Here is a 17,451-nt window from a genome sequence, read left to right as displayed (position 1 = left end):
CTTAGTTATAGCGCCCTGCACATTGGTTCGTCTTGTTCAGTTTTCAAAGGTCTTTGTCACTTACTTCTCTCAAGTGACAACTATATTAGTATATCACAGCCACTTTCGCTTGTCAACACTTTTTTGAAACTTTTTTAACTTTTTTCATCAAGTGCCTCAACCACAATACACCATAGTCCGTACGGGATTCGAACCCGTGTTACCGCCGTGAAAAGGCGGTGTCTTAACCCCTTGACCAACGGACCTGAGTTATTTTCAACTCTTACTATTATACCGACTTTTCTAACTTTGTCAACACCTTTTTCTGTTTTTTTCAAATTAAGTAAAAAGAGCCAGAATTATACTGACTCTTCTATTGATTATTAAACTTAGAAGCACGTTCTTCTCCCCACCAATAGGGCATTAGTTCTGCGACTTTCACTATCTTTCTTCTATCGTAATCCATCATGAATTCTGCATCTTTATTTTCAGCGTTCAACTCTAAAAGGAATTCTCTGCAAGCTCCACAGGGCATTCCTGAACTTCCACCATAAGGCGGTTTGTCTCGAAAGGCTAAGACTTTTTTAACCTTAGTTTTCCCTGAAAATTGGTACATATTGAAGAGTGCCGCGCGCTCTGCGCAGAGATGGAACACACCATAGGTTCCCTCCATACAGAAACCTGTAAATATTTGCCCATCTTCTGCTTCTACTGCGGCAACGACATGATTGGCATAGACAAAGTCTGACACTTCATGTGGATTGTATAGTTTCTGTGCTTCTTCGTACATCTTTTCCCAGATGTCCATTGTTACATCCTTCTTATCTAGAGATTTCTTTTAACATATTTTCAATATGCTGAATTGATTTTTCACGGCCTAACAAGAAGATCGTATCTGGCAATTCTGGTCCATGCATTTCACCTGAAACAGCGATACGAATAGGCATGAAGAGATTTTTCCCTTTGATACCTGTTTCTTTTTGAACAGCTTTGATTTGTGGGAAGATATTTTCTGTTACAAATTCATCATCTGTCATCGCTTCAAGTTTTGCCTTGAAGGCTTCAAGAACTGTTGGGACTGTTTCCCCCGCCATTACTTCGCGTTCTGCTTCTGTCAATTCTGGGAAATCTGAGAAGAAGAGATCTGTCAATGGGATAATCTCATCTACTGATTTCATTTGTGGTTTATAGAGCTCAACTAATTTTTCAGCCTTATCAGTTAAACGGCCTACTTCCTCTAAGAATGGTTTTGCCATTTCAAAGATAGTTTCTAGGTCTGCATTCTTGATATAATCATTGCTCATCCAGTCGAGTTTCTTCTGATCAAAGGCTGCTGGAGACTTGCTGAGGCGGTTTTCATCGAAAAGTTTAATGAGTTCTTCACGAGAGAAGATTTCATCTTCGCCACCTGGGTTCCAACCAAGAAGAGCAATAAAGTTAAAGACTGCTTCTGGTAAATAACCTTTTTTACGGTAGTCTTCGATAAATTGAAGGGTGTTGGTATCACGTTTAGACAATTTTTTCCCAGTTTCAGAGTTGATAATCAAAGTCATGTGACCAAACTCTGGAGCTTCCCAACCAAGTGCTTCATAAACCATGAGCTGTTTTGGTGTATTAGCAATGTGGTCGTCTCCACGGATTACGTGAGAAATTTGCATATCATGGTCATCGATGACAACGGCAAAGTTGTATGTTGGGTAACCATCTTTCTTTTGGATAACCCAGTCACCACCGATATTGCCACCTTCAAATTCGATATCACCTTTGACCATATCATGCCACTTGTAGATACCTGACTCATTGACCGCCAAGCGAACTGTTGGTATGATGCCAGCAGCTTCACGTTCTGCGATATAAGCCGCTTTTTCCTCTTCACTCATACCAAGGTATTCGTTGATATAACGAGGTGTTTCACCAGCTGCTTCTTGGCGTTCGCGTTCAGCTGCCAGCTCTTCTTCTGTAACGTAAGATTTGTAGGCTTTTCCTTCAGCTAATAGTTGGTCAATGTATTTTTGATACAAGTCCAAACGCTCAGACTGGCGGTAGTTTTCATGTGTTTCTGGGCTTTCATCCCAATCCATGCCTAACCAGCGAAGGTTTTCAAGCTGTGAGCGTTCCCCATCTTCGACATGGCGTTTACGGTCAGTATCTTCGATACGAATGATAAATGTTCCACCATGATGGCGTGCATACAAGTAGTTAAACAATGCTGTACGGGCATTCCCGATGTGTAGTAGTCCTGTTGGACTTGGTGCGTAACGTACGCGGATATCTTTTGACATAGTTTCTCCTATAAAGTCTCTAGGCATCTGCCTTTTTGCTCTCTACATTATATCACAAGTCTTGGCTGAGTCCAATTTCTATGAATAAAGAGAGTAAAAAGAGTGGGCAAACCACTCTTTTCTTCTATACTATAGACGTGCGTTAAGTTCTTTGCTCAATTCTTCAAATCCTGGTTTTCCAAGAAGGGCAAACATGTTACGTTTATAAGCTTCAACACCTGGTTGGTCGAATGGGTTGATAGCATTCAAGTAACCAGAAAGGGCGATAGCCAATTCGAAGAAGTAGATTGTATAACCAAGAGTGAAAGCGTCTTGCTCTGGAAGAGTCACATACATGTTTGGTACATCACCATCTGTATGGGCAAGAAGAACACCGTCAGTTGCTTTTTTGTTTACAAAATCAACGTCTTTTCCTTGAAGGTAACCAAGTCCATCAAGGTCTTCTTCCAAGCTAGGGATAATCACGTTTTTACGAGGTTTGTCAACACGAACAACTGTTTCAAACATGATACGAGTTCCTTCTTGGATAAATTGACCAAGTGAGTGCAAGTCAGTTGAGAAGTTGGCTGAAGTTGGGTAGATACCTTTTTGGTCTTTTCCTTCTGATTCACCAGCCAATTGTTTCCACCATTCTGAGAAGTATTGAAGTGATGGCTCGTAGTTTACCAAGATCTCAGTTGCATAGCCTTTACGGTAAAGGATGTTACGAACGGCTGCGTATTGGTAAGCTTCGTTTTCAGAGATTTTATCTGAAGTGTAGTCTTTGCGAGCTGCATTCGCACCTTCCATAAGGGCTTTGATGTCAGCTCCTGATGCTGCGATTGGAAGCAAACCAACGGCTGTCAATACTGAGAAGCGTCCACCGATATCATCTGGAACAACAAATGTTTCCCAACCGTTAGCGTCTGCTTCAACCTTAACAGCACCTTTTTGGCGGTCAGTTGTTGCATAGATACGTTTGTTAGCTTCTTCTTGACCGTATTTCTTAACCAAGAGTTCTTTGAAGACACGGAAAGCAATCGCTGGTTCAGTTGTTGTACCTGATTTAGAAATCACGTTTACTGAGAAATCTTTGTCTGCAACATACTCCACCAAGTCAGCAAGGTAAGTAGATGAGATTGAGTTTCCTGCGTAAAGGATTTGTGGAGCCTTGCGTTCTTCTTTTGTTTGCAAGTTTGCAAAGTGGTGGTTCAAGAAGTCGATTGCTGCTTTGGCACCAAGGTAAGATCCACCGATACCGATCACAACCAAAACATCGCTGTCTGACTTGATTTGCTCAGCAGCTTTCAAGATGCGGTCAAATTCTTCGCGGTCGTAGTTTTCAGGAAGGTCCAACCATCCCAAGAAGTCACTACCAGCACCAGTTCCTTTACGGATCAATTCATCTGCTGCTGTTACTTGTGATTGCATGTATTCCACTTCATGTGGTGCAACAAATTTGTCTAAAACTTTTGAATAATCAAATTTAATATGTGACATGTTATTCCTCCAATATTTCTTCTTTTCTATCATAACGCTTACCTTCGTTTTTTTCAAGTTTTTTTGTCGAATTTCTCCAATTTTTATCAGAATTCAAACGTTTGCGTAAAAATGCCACATTCCAAAAATTTTGAAAAAATAAAATAAAGAACGACCAGATGTCCCAGTCGTCACAGTTCATTCAATAAATACTCAAATAATTCTAAATTGCCATCTTCTTCATTAACCAGAAACTCTGGATGCCACTGCAAACCGATAATGCGGTGCTCATCGATAGACTCAATCGCTTCGATGGTCTGGTCTCTTGGATCAATAGCAGTTACACGGAAATTAGGTGCCAAATCTTTAATACTTTGACGATGGACGGAGTTGACCTGACTTTCTTTTCCAAATAGCTTAGCCACTACGCTTCCTTCTACTGTCTCAATAGAATGAGATGTTCCGAAAGGTAGGCCTTGCCAGTGACCGTCAATTTCTTGATTGAGGGTTCCCCCAAAGGCAACATTGACAAGTTGGACACCGCGACAGATTGCCATAATTGGTTTATTCTGACGAAGCGCTTCTTTCAAGAGAGCCAATTCAAATTCGTCACGGACTAGATTGTAATCATCGCTCTCGATGGTCTTTTTCTCTCCATAAAACTGAGGATGAACATTTTGGCCTCCTGTCAAAATGAGTTTGTCAATCATTTCCACATAATCGCGTACAACTGACTCATCACCAACAGGAATGACTAAAGGGAGACCACCGACTTGACGAATGCTCTCTGCGAATCTACAAGATACAGATGAGTGAATGTTTTTACCTTCTGCGTCTACGGGACATAGATTTGCAGCAACTCCTACAACCGTTCTAGCCATGATGCCTCTCCTTTCGAATATTAACGATAGTCCTATCATATCACTCAAAATGACTTTCGTCTAATATGTTTTTTTTAAGGCTGTGATAAATATTTTTTATGGACAAGAAAAAGCTGCCCACATAGGACAACTTCTTTCTTATTCAAAGACAAATTGATTGTGATAAAGTTCTGAATAGAATCCACCTAGTTTCAAGAGTTCATGGTGGTTACCGCGTTCAATGACTTCTCCATCTTTAAGCACAATAATCTGGTCTGCATTGAGGATGGTCTTCAAACGATGGGCAATGACAAAACTGGTTCTACCTGCTACAACTGCCTCCATGGCATGCTGAATCTTACTTTCTGTCACCGTATCTACGTTTGAAGTTGCTTCATCTAGAATGAGAACTTCTGGATCTGTCATCAAGGTTCGAGCGATAGAAATCAATTGCTTTTGCCCAGTTGAGAAGATACTCTGGTCATCATCGATAAGAGTATCGTATTTATCAGGTAAGCTTTCGATATAGTCGTGAATGTGGGTTGCCTTGGCTGCTGCCTCAACCATTTCTTGACTAGCATCTGGCACACCGAAACGGATATTGTCTCGAATCGTTCCACTAAATAAGACCGAATCCTGCAAAACAATTCCTACCTTGCTTCTGAGGCTATCCAAGTCGTAGTCACGGATGTCTTTACCATCAAAATAAATACCACCAGCATCAACATCATAAAAGCGATTGATGAGGTTCATAATAGTCGTTTTCCCTGAACCTGTTGGCCCAACAACTGCAGTCATCTGGCCTTTAGGGGCAGAAATGCTGATATCTTTCAAAATAGGTTTATCAGGTAAGTATGAAAAATCAATATGACTGATTTCAACACCTTCTTGCAACTTAGTAAAGGTCGGCGCCTTTTCAGGTCGAATTTCTTCCTCTGCATCAAACATTTCCTGAATTCGTTCAGCACCTGTAAAGGCTAACTGAAGGCTTCCCCAACTAGCCGCAACTTGAATAATAGGCTGGTAGTACTGCTGTGAAAATTGTGCAAACATAACAATCAAACCTAGGGCTGTACTTGTTTCAATAGTCTTATCGTTTAATAGAACGGCCGAACCAGCAAAGATAACGATGGCTGTGTTGACCAGACTCATCCCATTCATGACAGGGAAAAGAATTCCTGAGAACATTCTTCCTTTAAAGGTTGCCCTGCGCACGCGCTCATTTTGTTCAAGAAACCCTGCCATCATATCCTTTTGAATCCCTTGCACAATGACAGCTTTTTGGCCTGAAATACTCTCGTCCATATAGGCGTTGAGCTTCCCTACCTCTTTTTGCTGGAGGTTGGTGTATTTGCGTGCCATTTTTACGATGAAAATCAGCATGAGGAAGGCAACTGGTGTGCTGGCAATGGTGATGAGAGCCAGCGTCACATTTCTCGAAAACATGACAAGAATCAGACCAATATATAGAACGATGTTGCTCATGACCTGAATCAAGCTTTCGTTAAAGGCTTGGAGGATATTATCCAAATCACTGGTAAAACGAGACAGGATATCGCCATCTTGTCGGCGGTCAAAGAAAGAAACCGTCAACCGAGCAAGTTTACCAAAGAGGCCTTTACGCATCTCATTGGTCGACTCTGCAATCACGCGCGTCATGAGACACATGTATATCACACTGGAGATAAACAGAACTAAAACCAGCAGGCCAAGATTGACCATGATTCCTGATAGACTTTGCCAAACAAGTTCTGGATTGCCATCTTGATAAGCTTGAACTAAATTAGCTAGCTGCGTCACTGCTTGTCCAGAAAAGACCGGAAAGAGGGCTTGGGCAAGAGTTGCCAGAACAATCATCAGGATAACAACTACAAATGATAGCTTATAGACTTTAAAATAATTCCAAAAAAATTGAACTGTCTTCATTTTACTCCTCCTTTCCTTTCTGTGTTTCGTAGATTTCACGGTAAACAGCATTGTTGGCAACCAAGTCTGCATGCGTACCTTGACCAATCAATCGTCCTTGATCTAGAACCAAGATTTTATCTGCATGAACAACCGAGCTAATCTTTTGCGCGATGATAATAGTTGTCGTTCCCTTCAAGTCCTTATTCAAGGCTTCTTGAACCAGGCGCTCTGACTTGGCATCTAAGGCCGAGGTCGAATCGTCAAAAATCAGAATACGTGGATTGCTGACAATTCCACGAGCAATCGACATCCTTTGCTTTTGCCCACCAGAGAAATTGGTTCCCCGTTCCTCAACTGGACTTTCAAAGGTTTTCTCCATACGATGAATGAATTCACTGGCTTGGGCAATATTGGCTGCACGCTCCATTTCAAATAGAGTGGCATCTCCCTTACCCTGTCTCAAGTTATCTGCAATCGTTCCACTAAAGAGAATGGCACGCTGAAGAACGATAGAAACTGTTTTACGCAGGGTTCCTTCACTCACTTCTCGAATATCCTTGCCTCCGATTTTGATGGCCCCTTTCTGTGGGTCAAAGAGACGTGGAATTAATTGAGCCAAGGTTGATTTTCCTGCACCAGTTGCTCCAACTACGCCAACCATTTGACCAGGTTCGATAGTAAAGCTCACATCTTTCAGCATCGGTTCCTTGTCCATTGGATAGGTAAAGGTCACATTTTCAAAGCTAAGACTGCCGACCAACTCTTCATCTGGGACATCCTTGAAGGTCATGGCTGGCTCTGCGTCCAGAATTTCTCGAATACGACGCATGGAAATCATAGCACGACTGACAGAATTTCCCAAAAATCCAACCATGACAATGCTAAAGATAATCTGGCTCAGGTAATTAACAAAGGAAGCAATGGAGCCAACAACTGATGGATCCGACTGAACCATCCCTGCAACTAGCCAAATAGAGAGGAATACTGCCCCATAACCGACCAACATCATGAAAGGTTCCACTACTGAAAAGGCATAACCGATGTAAAGATTTTGACCGAGAAGCTCGTCTGAAACCTCCGTAAACTTAGCAAACTGCTCTTTTTCTTGGACAAAGGACTTGACCACACGAACCCCACGCAGATTTTCCTTGGCAATGGCATTGATGCGTTCAAGAAGGGTTTGAAACTTGGCAAAACGAGGCCCCATCATACCCATCATGACAGCAGTCAAACCAAAAATTAAGATCACCATGAGAACAATCACCCACCACAGAGAAGGTAGGGTTTGAACCGCCAAGATAAACGAACCGATGAACAAGAGGGGAAGTCTGAAAAGAATTTGGAAGGTCATCATGACCACGTTCTGAATCTGGTTGATATCATTTGTCATGCGAACGACTAGATTTCCCGCATTAAACTGTTCAATATTAGCATAAGAAAAGGTTTGGATTTTACGGAAGGCATCCTCCCGAAGGTCAGATGAAACCCCTTGGGCAATATAGGCTGCGAGGACAACATTGAGCCCACCAGCAACTAGACCGACCACGGCCACACCAATCAACCAAGCCCCGATACTATAAATAGCTTCATATTTCCCAGCAAGGAGGGCGTCTAACACTTCCTGCAGGTAACGCGGTTGCAAAAGTGAACTAGCAACCATCAAGCCTGTCATCAGGAGCGAAGCCAAAGCCTGCCACTTGTAGGTTTTTATTTTCTGAATCAGCATACTTTCTCCTTAAAAAATAGACAAAAGGGAGCGACAATGCGTCAGCTCCTTCTCATTCTGTTTGTGTGATGTTATTCTAGCAAAAAAGTGAGAACTTGTCAAAGAAGTCTCCTTGATACAAATTAGTGCGCTTTCATCTACAGTAATGCATGATAAAGTTTTTTATGGTAAAATAGTAAAAAGAAGGTTATAAAGGAGGGGAATATGGAAAAACAAACCATCGCCGTCTTGGGGCCTGGTTCTTGGGGAACTGCCCTTTCACAAGTCTTAAATGACAATGGACACGAGATACGTATTTGGGGAAATCTTCCCGAACAAATCAATGAAATTAATACCAATCATACTAACAAACACTACTTTAAAGATGTCGTTCTAGATGAAAATATCATTGCCTACACCGACTTAGCAGAGGCACTGAAAGATGTAGATGCGATTTTGTTTGTTGTCCCAACAAAAGTGACACGACTTGTTGCCCAACAAGTTGCAAAAACCTTGGACCATAAGGCTATCATCATGCACGCATCAAAGGGATTAGAACCTGATAGCCATAAACGATTATCAACTATCCTTGAAGAAGAAATTCCTGAACATCTCCGCAGTGATATTGTCGTTGTTTCAGGACCTAGTCATGCAGAAGAAACCATTGTGCGTGACCTAACTTTAATCACTGCTGCTTCTAAAGATTTACAAACCGCTCAATACGTTCAAGAACTCTTTAGTAATCACTACTTCCGACTTTATACCAATACGGATGTTATCGGGGTCGAAACCGCTGGTGCTCTTAAAAACATTATCGCTGTCGGTGCTGGAGCCTTACATGGTTTAGGATTTGGTGACAACGCTAAGGCAGCCATCATCGCTCGAGGCTTGGCAGAAATTACCCGCCTAGGGGTAGCACTCGGTGCCAATCCATTGACCTATAGCGGCTTATCTGGTGTGGGAGATTTGATTGTAACGGGAACATCCATCCACTCTCGTAACTGGAGAGCTGGAGATGCTCTTGGTCGTGGAGAATCTCTAGCTGATATCGAAGCCAATATGGGCATGGTAATCGAAGGAATCTCAACGACTCGAGCAGCCTATGAACTAGCGCAAGAACTTGGAGTCTATATGCCCATTACACAGGCTATTTACCAAGTTATCTACCACGGAACCAATATCAAAGATGCCATTTATGACATCATGAACAATGAATTTAAAGCAGAAAATGAGTGGTCTTAACCCTCTAGAGAAAGGATTCTTATGACATCAAAAGTTAGAAAGGCAGTCATCCCTGCCGCTGGACTTGGGACTCGATTTTTACCAGCAACCAAAGCACTTGCTAAAGAAATGTTGCCAATTGTAGACAAACCAACTATCCAATTTATCGTAGAAGAAGCTCTTAAATCAGGTATTGAAGATATTCTGGTTGTCACTGGTAAATCAAAACGTTCTATTGAAGACCACTTTGACTCAAACTTTGAGCTTGAGTACAACCTCAAAGAAAAAGGCAAACATGACTTACTAAAATTGGTAGACGAAACAACTGGCATTCGCCTTCACTTTATCCGTCAAAGCCATCCTCGTGGTCTTGGCGATGCTGTCTTACAAGCAAAAGCTTTTGTAGGGAATGAGCCCTTCGTTGTCATGCTTGGTGACGACCTAATGGATATCACAGATGACCATGCTGTACCTTTGACAAAACAATTGATGAACGATTACGAGACGACTCACGCATCAACAATTGCTGTTATGCCTGTCCCTCATGAAGAAGTTTCAGCATATGGAGTTATCGCTCCTCAGGGTGAAGGGATTAATGGTCTCTACAGTGTCGAAACTTTCGTTGAAAAACCAGCTCCAGAGGATGCTCCAAGTGATTTAGCAATTATCGGGCGCTATCTGCTCACACCAGAAATTTTTGAGATCCTCGAAAATCAAGCTCCCGGTGCTGGAAATGAAATCCAGCTTACCGACGCTATTGATACACTTAATAAAACACAACGTGTTTTCGCCCGTGAATTTACAGGAGCTCGTTACGACGTTGGGGATAAGTTTGGCTTTATGAAAACATCTATTGACTATGCCCTCAAGCACCCACAAGTCAAAGATGACTTGAAAGATTACCTCATCCAATTGGGAAAAGAATTATCTGAGGGGGAATAGAATTAGTTTCCAGTTAATAAATTAAGTCTCCAGCAAGTTGACTCTGGAGACTTAATTATTTTACAAATTTACATACAATTTAAAGATTTATGAGATATGTCTCTAAATCTACCAACTCAACTTCGGTCCTTAATGATGGATTACAGATTTTCAATCAAAAATCGATTTGAAGTTTTAATGATATTTGCTATTTTGGGGACGTCTAAATCATCTGTATACAGAAAATGTTTTTCCTTCTCCTTATTTTTAGCTAGAAACTCACTTCTTGCTTGTATTGATAAGTTGCCCACTCTTTCAATTTCTTTTCGAGAATCATCCCTATCTTTCAAGGTTTTTTCTTCGGCCATTAAGACACAATATTTTAGACCAATTTGTTTTTCTTTTAAGAAAGAAGCAATTTTCTTCAGTTGGTATTCAAAAATGACATACTCTATTACGACAGAGATGCCTCGAGTTATAAAATTATTGGTCAAGCTGATGATATTGTCCCAAAACAAATCCATGTAATAGCCCTCATCTTCCCAGGGAGCCACTATACCACCTTTAATCATTAAGTAAATCAAATCCCCCTCTATAACTGCACTTTTATCAAAAGAATAAGCTAACTCTTTACTAACAGTACTTTTCCCAACGCCTGGGGGGCCTGAAATAATGTAAACACAATTTTCCAACTTTATACCTCTTTTATTCTAATAATTCTTCAATCAATTTCTAATATTATAACATTTTCTATTTTTAAAATATATAATAAGACTGATACAACACTATATTCTAGAAACTTACGATACAAAAGAAATAAAAAAGCACACCATTCTCAATTTTCTGCAAAAAAACTTATTTACAAATGACTTAATGGGCGCTCACTTTCTCAAATCATCTACACACAAAGACTTATTTTTAGAGCTGTGTTGGTTCGAATAGTTCCAAAACCATTAAAAGCTACTCATTTTTCAAGTAGCTTTTTTTCTTATTCAAGTTTACATATTAGTCGTCACAACCCCATTCCCTTGTAGAAAAGCAAAACTGCGAGTCCTACGAATAACACTACCGCTCCTAACCTCTGGCTGGTACCATACATCCTTCTTTCTCCTCGAACTGGAAAGATAATTGCTAGAAATGCTCCGCCGACTGCACCACCGATATGGCCTGCTAGGCTGATTCCTGGAATCAGAACACTTCCAATAATGTTAACCACAAAAAGTGTCAGATAAGATTGGCCTAGCTGCTGGATATAGGGGTTCCGAGTAGCATAGCGAAGAACAATAATCGCGGCAAATAGCCCATAAAGAGAGGTAGAGGCTCCTGCTGCTAAGGATTTGGGACTAAATACAAAAACAAAGAGATTGCCCATCATTCCAGATAATAGATAGAGAAAGAAAAACTTCTTGGATCCGAAAATTTCCTCTACTTGCCTACCAAGATAATAGAGCGAAAGCATATTGACAATAAAATGCTCCCACCCAATATGAACAAAAATGGCAGAGAAGAGACGCCAAACTTGCTCAGGAAAGAGGCGAATAGCTGGCCCATACATGGCTCCAAATCGAAATAATGTATCTGCCCTGTCGAAGTTTCCACCTGCAGTGACCAACATTAGTAAAAATACCAAGGCCGTCACAAAAAGGAAGAAACTCGTCACAGGATAACGTCTATCAAAGATTTCCTTCATCAATTAATACCTCCTGAACAGGAATATCATGGTTTTCAGGGATAAAGTCCTGAATTTGACAAGGATATATCGTACTCAAAGTATGACCAGAAAAATGTTCCAGATAACGGTCATAATAGCCTCCACCGTATCCTATCCGATATCCTTTCGTCGTAAAAGCCAGACCAGGAACATGAATCAAATCAATCTGAGAGGCATCCACCACTTCCAAATCTCCCTGTGGTTCCAGTAAGCCAAAGGAAGTTTTTACCAACTGTTGCGGATCATAGACCACAAAGTCCATGCGCCCCTTGGGATAAGTTTTGGGGATCAGAACCTTCTTGCCGTCCTTCAGCGCCTGCTCAATCAGTTCCTGCGTTTGAAATTCATGAGGAAAAGAGAGGTAGCTTGCGATGACCCTGGCTTCTTGGTAAAAGGGATGGTGTAAAAGTCGTTCTGTTAAAGCTTGGTCTATAAACTGTTTTTGCTCTCGAGGGATAGCCTTCATTTCTTGCAAAATTTTCTTGCGTAGTTCTGCTTTCATAGATAATTCCTCTACTCTGTTGCCTTCTTTTTCAGGAAACTAGAAACCGCATCCACCCCAATAGCTAATGCTTCTTCCTTAGGGCTCATCTGAGGGTGATGAAGAGCGTAGGGACTATCGATACCCAACCAAAACATAACACCGTCTACCTTCGAAAGGAGATAACCAAAGTCTTCACCTGTCATAGCAGGTTCAATATCAATTAACTCAATTCCGTCTTTTTCTTCAAAGAAATCCATCAGTTCACGCGCCAAGGCTGGATTGTTCTCAACAGGCAGGTAACCACCTTGCTTGAGTTCAACTTCGACTTCCATATCAAAGGCAGCTGCAACTCCTTCTGCAACTGTTTTGACCCTCTTTTGAACCAAGAGACTCATATCTTGAGTCAAGGCCCGAATAGTTCCATGTAAAAAGGCTGTGTCTGTGATGACATTGTTGGTTGTTCCAGCTTGGAAAACTCCAAAGGTCACCACCGCTCCCTCGATTGGGTTGACATTTCGGCTGACCACTGACTGCACCTGGGTCACAAAGTAACTAGCCGCCACCAAGGCGTCATTAGCTTCATGTGGAAAGGCTGCATGTCCTCCTTTGCCTTTGAAACGGATCTTCACCTCGCAAGTCCCTGCAAAGAGTGTATGAGTATTGGTCGCAATCTGACCAACCTTCAAATCTGGCCGAACATGAAGACCATAAAATTGATCTGGTAACCAGTCCCCAAAAGCACCATCCTCATACATGAGCATGCCACCAGCTTCATTCTCCTCAGCGGGCTGAAATAGGAAGAGCAAATTATTTTTCGGTTGCTCCTCAAGAGCGTGCTCTAGACAGCCCAAAGCAATAGTCATATGAAAATCATGCCCACAAGCGTGCATGCGACCTTGGTGCTGAGAAGCAAAAGGAAGGCCTGTTTGTTCAACGATAGGAAGACCATCAATATCTGTCCGCCAACCAATGGTCCGCTCTGGCTGACTTCCCTGCAAATAGACCAAAATCCCTGTCTGCCAAGTACGAACTTGAACAAAGTCCTTGCCCGCAGTCAATTTCTCAATCACATCCAACAGATAAGCTTGAGTCTTGAACTCCTCCAAGCCAATCTCTGGAATCTGGTGCAAATCTCGTCTAGTCTGAATCAAATCTAACATCTATCTATCCTCCGATATAGCAGAAAGAGGCTGGAAGAAGGGTTCCGCCTCTTTATTACTTTTACAATTATAAGGTACGAAGCGCATCCTCTAGCGCTGTTTTTTGTTGAGTTTGGGCATCAATCTCTTTGATGATACGAGCTGGAACACCTGCTACCACCACGTTTTCTGGGACATCTTGGGTAACAATAGCTCCTGCTGCGACAACTGAACCACTACCGATTTGGACTCCTTCGATAACCACTGCATTAGCGCCGATAAGAACATTATCTCCAACACGGACTGGTTCAGCGCTAGCTGGCTCAATCACACCTGCAAGAACGGCACCTGCACCAACGTGACTGTTTTTCCCAACGATAGCACGGCCACCAAGGATAGCCCCCATGTCAATCATAGTTCCTGCACCAATTTCAGCACCGATGTTGATAACCGCTCCCATCATTATAACAGCATTGTCACCAATTTCAACTTGGTCACGGATAATAGCACCTGGCTCGATACGAGCGTTGATATCACGTTTGTCTAGCAAGGGAACTGCAGAATTGCGAGCATCTTGCTCAACAACATAGTCTTGATTTTCTACCAAACCATCGAGAAGCGGAGCCACGTCCTTCCAATCTCCGAATAGGACATTCCCTAGTTTGACAACAGAGCTTGGTACAGCAGTTGCAAGTTGTCCTTCAAAGGTTACTTTAACACTGGTTTTCTTTTCAGCATTGGCGATAAATTGAATAATTTCTTGTGCGTTCATTTTTGTAGCAGTCATAGGCGCCTCCTAGTTCATTTTAATGATACCTATTCTACCAAAAAAGGCCTCAAATTTGAAGCCTTTTTGTTTGTTTTTAGGTATGATTTTTAGGGATGTGAGATAAAACGTGCTGTCGGTAAAAGCAAGCCCCTACCGATACAACCTAAAAACACTCTTCACAACTATCTCCCCGTGTTTTATTGACTGTTCTAGTATAGCACACTTTTAGAATTAAGAAAAGACTTTTTATTTACTTTCTTTCGCTTCTTCTACCGATAGGAAAATCATGGGCAAAATAATAAGGGCCATAGCTAGAAGAAGGGACCAATCCACTACCAATCCTAAAAATAAAACACTCAAAAGGGCAGAAGAGAGAGGTTCACTGGCACTAATAACGGAAACCACCAAGGGAGAAACCAAGGACACAGCCTTCATAGAAATGAAAAAGGCAAAAGCCGTCCCAAAGAAAGCGATAATGAGACAAATCAAGATACTCCAAATATCAAGAGTAAAGGAAAGTTGATAAACTGGTGAGAGAACATTGCTAAATAAACCTGCTAAAATCATCCCCCACCCAACCGTGGGTACAAAACCATAGCGCTTCGCAAAAGGTTGAGGCAAGATAACATTAAACATGACCCCCATGGCACTCAGCAAACCCGTCACAAGTGCTAGCGGTGTCATGGATAATTGAGAGAGATCTCCCTTTGTCGCCATCAGGCAAACACCCAACATGGCAACCAAAACATAAAAAATAGCGCTTTTTGACGCTCGTTTTTGATAAACCAAGCGATTGTAAAAGAGGATAAAGACAGGGCTAATAAACTGTAAAATAGTTGCTGTCGCTGCGTTTGAGTATTCTACACAGAGATAGAAAAAATACTGAACTGAAAAAATCCCCAAAATAGAATAGGCTAAAAAGGGCAGGTAATTTTTCTTATCTCGCCAAATATCTAGCACTTGCGATTTTAATTGCACTGCAGACCAAATGAGCACAAGACTCCCTGCCAGTGTCAAACGCATAGAGGTAATCCAGCCAGAGGACACTTGATAATGAGTAAAGAAATATTCTCCTAAAATTCCACAGATTCCCCAGATTAAGCCAGATAGGAGCGAATAAATTGTTCCTTTAACAATCTTTTTCTGATACTGATTCATACCTTTATTGTAACACGAAAGGAAAAAAGAAAAAAGTGGCAATAGAAAAGTCCCATAAGATCTATAATGAAAAGTTACCAAACAACTCATTAGAAAGAATCATATGGAACAACTACACTTTATCACAAAACTACTCGATATTAAAGATCCTAATATCCAAATTATGGATGCTATCAATAAGGGTAACTTCTCAAAGTAACTTCCACTTTTACTAGCGGTGGAACTTAGTTTGGGAATTTAGCTGTTATCAATAGGGATACCCATAAAGAAATCATCTCTAACCTAGAATACGATGCCCTATCTTGTCCTAATTGCGAAAGTCAAATGAAGAAATATGACTTTCAAAAACCGTCTAAGATTCCTTACCTCGAAACGACTGGTATGCCTAATAGAATCATTCTGAAAAAGCGACGTTTCAAGTGCTATCACTGTTCAAAAACGATGGTGGCTGAGACTTCTATCGTCAAGAGGAATCACCAAATCCCTCGTATCATCAACCAAAAAATTGCTCAAAAGCTGATTGAAAAGACTTCTATGACCGATATTGCTCATCAGTTGGCCATTTCAACTTCAACTGTCATCCGCAAGCTCAATGACTTCCGTTTTAAGCCTGATTTTTCTTACCTCCCTGAGATTATGTCTTGGGATGAATATGCCTTTACCAAGGGAAAGATGAGCTTCATTGCGCAAGATTTTGATAATCTCAATATCATCACTGTTCTTGAGGGTAGAACACAAACTGTCATCCGAAATAACTTTCTTCGCTCCAATAGAGCTGTTCGCTGTCAGGTAAAAATTATTACTATGGATCTGTTTAGTTCCTACTATGCCTTAGCTAAACAGATTCGCTTTCGAATTTTTAGGCTCAGGCTAAAACAGTCTCCCAGACTGTTTCACTCCCAAACGCTAAAATCATGTTGGATCGATTTCACATTGTACAACATCTTAGCCATGCTATGAGTCGTGTTCGTGTTCAAATCATGAATCAATTTGAACGAAAATCTCATGAATACAAGGCTCTCAAGCGGTACTAGAAGCTCATTCAGCAGGATAGTCGTAAATTGAGTGATAAACGTTTTAATCGCCCTACTTTTCGTATACACTTGACTAATAAAGAAATTCTAGACAAGCTTTTGAGCTATTCAGAAGACTTGAAACACCACTATCATTTCTATGACTCTTGCTTTTTCAATTTCAGAATAAGGAACCGGATAAATTTTTCGGGCTCATTGAGGACAATCTAAAGGAGGTTCATCCCCTTTTTCAGACTGTCTTTAAAACATTTCTAAAGGACAAAGAGAAAATCGTCAACACCCTTCAATTCCCCTATTCAAATGCCAAACTGGACGCGACTAATAATCTCATCAAACTTATCAAACGAAATGCCTTTGGTTTCCGAAACTTTGAAAACTTCAAAAACGGATTTTTATCTCCCTAAATATCAAAAAGAAAGGACAAAATGTGGCCTTTCTCGAGCTTAGCTTTTCTTCAACCCACTACAGTTAACAAAGAGCCAATTAAAAAAAGAGAGAAGCAAACTGATTCTCTCTTAATGTATATAATATCTAGTTAAACAAAAAAGATACGCTTACATATCTCTGTAATGAATCGGGAAGACAGGATTCGAACCTGCGACACCTTGGTCCCAAACCAAGTACTCTACCAAGCTGAGCTACTTCCCGAGTTAAATAGAAAAATGCACCCTAGAGGAGTCGAACCTCTAACCGCCTGATTCGTAGTCAGGTACTCTATCCAGTTGAGCTAAGGGTGCTCATTAGTTTATGCCGAGGACCGGAATCGAACCGGTACGATCGTTACCAATCGCAGGATTTTAAGTCCTGTGCGTCTGCCAGTTC

14 protein-coding genes, 3 tRNA genes and 1 pseudogene are annotated in these 17,451 nt (G+C 41.2%); 3 read left to right on the top strand and 15 right to left on the bottom strand.

Features of this window, described 5'->3' with window-relative positions; genetic code table 11:
• Window positions 1-173 precede the first annotated feature (173 nt).
• The 7 genes from D8849_RS10105 to patA all read right to left on the bottom strand — a co-directional run bounded on the left by D8849_RS10105 (window position 174) and on the right by patA (window position 8,213).
• Window positions 174-245, bottom strand: a tRNA-Glu gene (locus D8849_RS10105).
• A 107-nt stretch (window positions 246-352) separates the two neighbouring features.
• Window positions 353-787 (bottom strand): cytidine deaminase family protein, encoded by a 435-nt coding sequence (locus D8849_RS10100; protein ID WP_125386990.1) that lies wholly within the window; start codon window positions 785-787, stop codon window positions 353-355.
• A gap of 13 nt (window positions 788-800) precedes the next feature.
• Entirely contained in the window at window positions 801-2,261 is a 1,461-nt protein-coding gene (gene gltX, locus D8849_RS10095) for a glutamate--tRNA ligase (protein WP_125386989.1), read from the bottom strand.
• A gap of 129 nt (window positions 2,262-2,390) precedes the next feature.
• Window positions 2,391-3,740 carry a glucose-6-phosphate isomerase gene (locus D8849_RS10090; protein WP_000018268.1) on the bottom strand — a complete coding sequence of 450 codons (1,350 nt, stop codon included), beginning with the start codon at window positions 3,738-3,740 and terminating at the stop codon, window positions 2,391-2,393.
• A 170-nt stretch (window positions 3,741-3,910) separates the two neighbouring features.
• On the bottom strand, window positions 3,911-4,600 hold the full coding sequence (locus D8849_RS10080) for a gamma-glutamyl-gamma-aminobutyrate hydrolase family protein (RefSeq protein ID WP_061590510.1): 690 nt from the start codon (window positions 4,598-4,600) through the stop codon (window positions 3,911-3,913).
• A gap of 138 nt (window positions 4,601-4,738) precedes the next feature.
• Window positions 4,739-6,505, bottom strand: a complete 1,767-nt coding sequence (gene patB / locus D8849_RS10075; RefSeq protein ID WP_125386988.1) for a multidrug efflux ABC transporter subunit PatB — start codon at window positions 6,503-6,505, stop codon at window positions 4,739-4,741.
• Between the two features lies 1 nt (window position 6,506).
• Complete coding sequence (gene patA / locus D8849_RS10070) at window positions 6,507-8,213, bottom strand: multidrug efflux ABC transporter subunit PatA (protein WP_125386987.1); 1,707 nt, start codon at window positions 8,211-8,213, stop codon at window positions 6,507-6,509.
• 204 nt (window positions 8,214-8,417) lie between these two features.
• On the opposite strand from patA, the gene D8849_RS10065 reads away from it, so the two are divergent.
• Together D8849_RS10065 and galU are read left to right on the top strand one after the other, a co-directional pair.
• Entirely contained in the window at window positions 8,418-9,434 is a 1,017-nt protein-coding gene (locus tag D8849_RS10065) for an NAD(P)H-dependent glycerol-3-phosphate dehydrogenase (protein WP_125386986.1), read from the top strand.
• A gap of 21 nt (window positions 9,435-9,455) precedes the next feature.
• Entirely contained in the window at window positions 9,456-10,355 is a 900-nt protein-coding gene (galU, locus tag D8849_RS10060; RefSeq protein ID WP_070480121.1) for a UTP--glucose-1-phosphate uridylyltransferase GalU, read from the top strand.
• Window positions 10,356-10,495: 140 nt separating this feature from the next.
• On the opposite strand, the gene D8849_RS10055 is transcribed toward galU, so the two are convergent.
• From D8849_RS10055 to D8849_RS10030, 6 genes are all read right to left on the bottom strand, one after another.
• Complete coding sequence (locus tag D8849_RS10055; RefSeq protein ID WP_042749927.1) at window positions 10,496-11,026, bottom strand: ATP-binding protein; 531 nt, start codon at window positions 11,024-11,026, stop codon at window positions 10,496-10,498.
• Window positions 11,027-11,346: 320 nt separating this feature from the next.
• Window positions 11,347-12,024 carry a rhomboid family intramembrane serine protease gene (locus D8849_RS10050; protein ID WP_125386985.1) on the bottom strand — a complete coding sequence of 226 codons (678 nt, stop codon included), beginning with the start codon at window positions 12,022-12,024 and terminating at the stop codon, window positions 11,347-11,349.
• Window positions 12,008-12,547: a 5-formyltetrahydrofolate cyclo-ligase gene (locus tag D8849_RS10045; protein ID WP_125386984.1), complete on the bottom strand. Its 540-nt coding sequence runs from the start codon at window positions 12,545-12,547 to the stop codon at window positions 12,008-12,010. The genes D8849_RS10050 and D8849_RS10045 overlap by 17 nt, the downstream gene beginning before the upstream one ends.
• A gap of 11 nt (window positions 12,548-12,558) precedes the next feature.
• Complete coding sequence (locus D8849_RS10040) at window positions 12,559-13,689, bottom strand: N-acetyldiaminopimelate deacetylase (protein ID WP_125386983.1); 1,131 nt, start codon at window positions 13,687-13,689, stop codon at window positions 12,559-12,561.
• A gap of 67 nt (window positions 13,690-13,756) precedes the next feature.
• Window positions 13,757-14,455, bottom strand: a complete 699-nt coding sequence (gene dapD / locus D8849_RS10035; RefSeq protein ID WP_049552476.1) for a 2,3,4,5-tetrahydropyridine-2,6-dicarboxylate N-acetyltransferase — start codon at window positions 14,453-14,455, stop codon at window positions 13,757-13,759.
• 228 nt (window positions 14,456-14,683) lie between these two features.
• On the bottom strand, window positions 14,684-15,595 hold the full coding sequence (locus tag D8849_RS10030; RefSeq protein ID WP_125386982.1) for a DMT family transporter: 912 nt from the start codon (window positions 15,593-15,595) through the stop codon (window positions 14,684-14,686).
• A gap of 217 nt (window positions 15,596-15,812) precedes the next feature.
• Here D8849_RS10030 and D8849_RS10025 point away from each other — a divergent pair.
• Window positions 15,813-17,076: pseudogene (locus tag D8849_RS10025) on the top strand (transposase).
• Between the two features lie 127 nt (window positions 17,077-17,203).
• Here the strand turns inward: D8849_RS10025 and D8849_RS10020 are convergent.
• Both D8849_RS10020 and D8849_RS10015 read right to left on the bottom strand, forming a co-directional pair.
• Window positions 17,204-17,277, bottom strand: a tRNA-Pro gene (locus D8849_RS10020).
• Between the two features lie 15 nt (window positions 17,278-17,292).
• Window positions 17,293-17,366 (bottom strand) — tRNA-Arg (locus D8849_RS10015).
• Window positions 17,367-17,451 lie beyond the last annotated feature (85 nt).

The sequence above is a fragment of the Streptococcus mitis genome, assembly GCF_003942765.1.
Taxonomy (GTDB): domain Bacteria; phylum Bacillota; class Bacilli; order Lactobacillales; family Streptococcaceae; genus Streptococcus; species Streptococcus mitis_BE.
This window is presented reverse-complemented; position numbering and strand designations above follow the sequence as displayed.

Bases quoted from the DNA above. Each gene is read 5' to 3' on its own strand.
- D8849_RS10100 (WP_125386990.1), bottom strand. From the start codon at position 787: ATGGACATCTGGGAAAAGATGTACGAAGAAGCACAGAAACTATACAAT.
- gltX (WP_125386989.1), bottom strand. From the start codon at position 2,261: ATGTCAAAAGATATCCGCGTACGTTACGCACCAAGTCCAACAGGACTA.
- D8849_RS10090 (WP_000018268.1), bottom strand. From the start codon at position 3,740: ATGTCACATATTAAATTTGATTATTCAAAAGTTTTAGACAAATTTGTT.
- D8849_RS10080 (WP_061590510.1), bottom strand. From the start codon at position 4,600: ATGGCTAGAACGGTTGTAGGAGTTGCTGCAAATCTATGTCCCGTAGAC.
- patB (WP_125386988.1), bottom strand. From the start codon at position 6,505: ATGAAGACAGTTCAATTTTTTTGGAATTATTTTAAAGTCTATAAGCTA.
- patA (WP_125386987.1), bottom strand. From the start codon at position 8,213: ATGCTGATTCAGAAAATAAAAACCTACAAGTGGCAGGCTTTGGCTTCG.
- D8849_RS10065 (WP_125386986.1), top strand. From the start codon at position 8,418: ATGGAAAAACAAACCATCGCCGTCTTGGGGCCTGGTTCTTGGGGAACT.
- galU (WP_070480121.1), top strand. From the start codon at position 9,456: ATGACATCAAAAGTTAGAAAGGCAGTCATCCCTGCCGCTGGACTTGGG.
- D8849_RS10050 (WP_125386985.1), bottom strand. From the start codon at position 12,024: ATGAAGGAAATCTTTGATAGACGTTATCCTGTGACGAGTTTCTTCCTT.
- D8849_RS10045 (WP_125386984.1), bottom strand. From the start codon at position 12,547: ATGAAAGCAGAACTACGCAAGAAAATTTTGCAAGAAATGAAGGCTATC.
- D8849_RS10040 (WP_125386983.1), bottom strand. From the start codon at position 13,689: ATGTTAGATTTGATTCAGACTAGACGAGATTTGCACCAGATTCCAGAG.
- dapD (WP_049552476.1), bottom strand. From the start codon at position 14,455: ATGACTGCTACAAAAATGAACGCACAAGAAATTATTCAATTTATCGCC.
- D8849_RS10030 (WP_125386982.1), bottom strand. From the start codon at position 15,595: ATGAATCAGTATCAGAAAAAGATTGTTAAAGGAACAATTTATTCGCTC.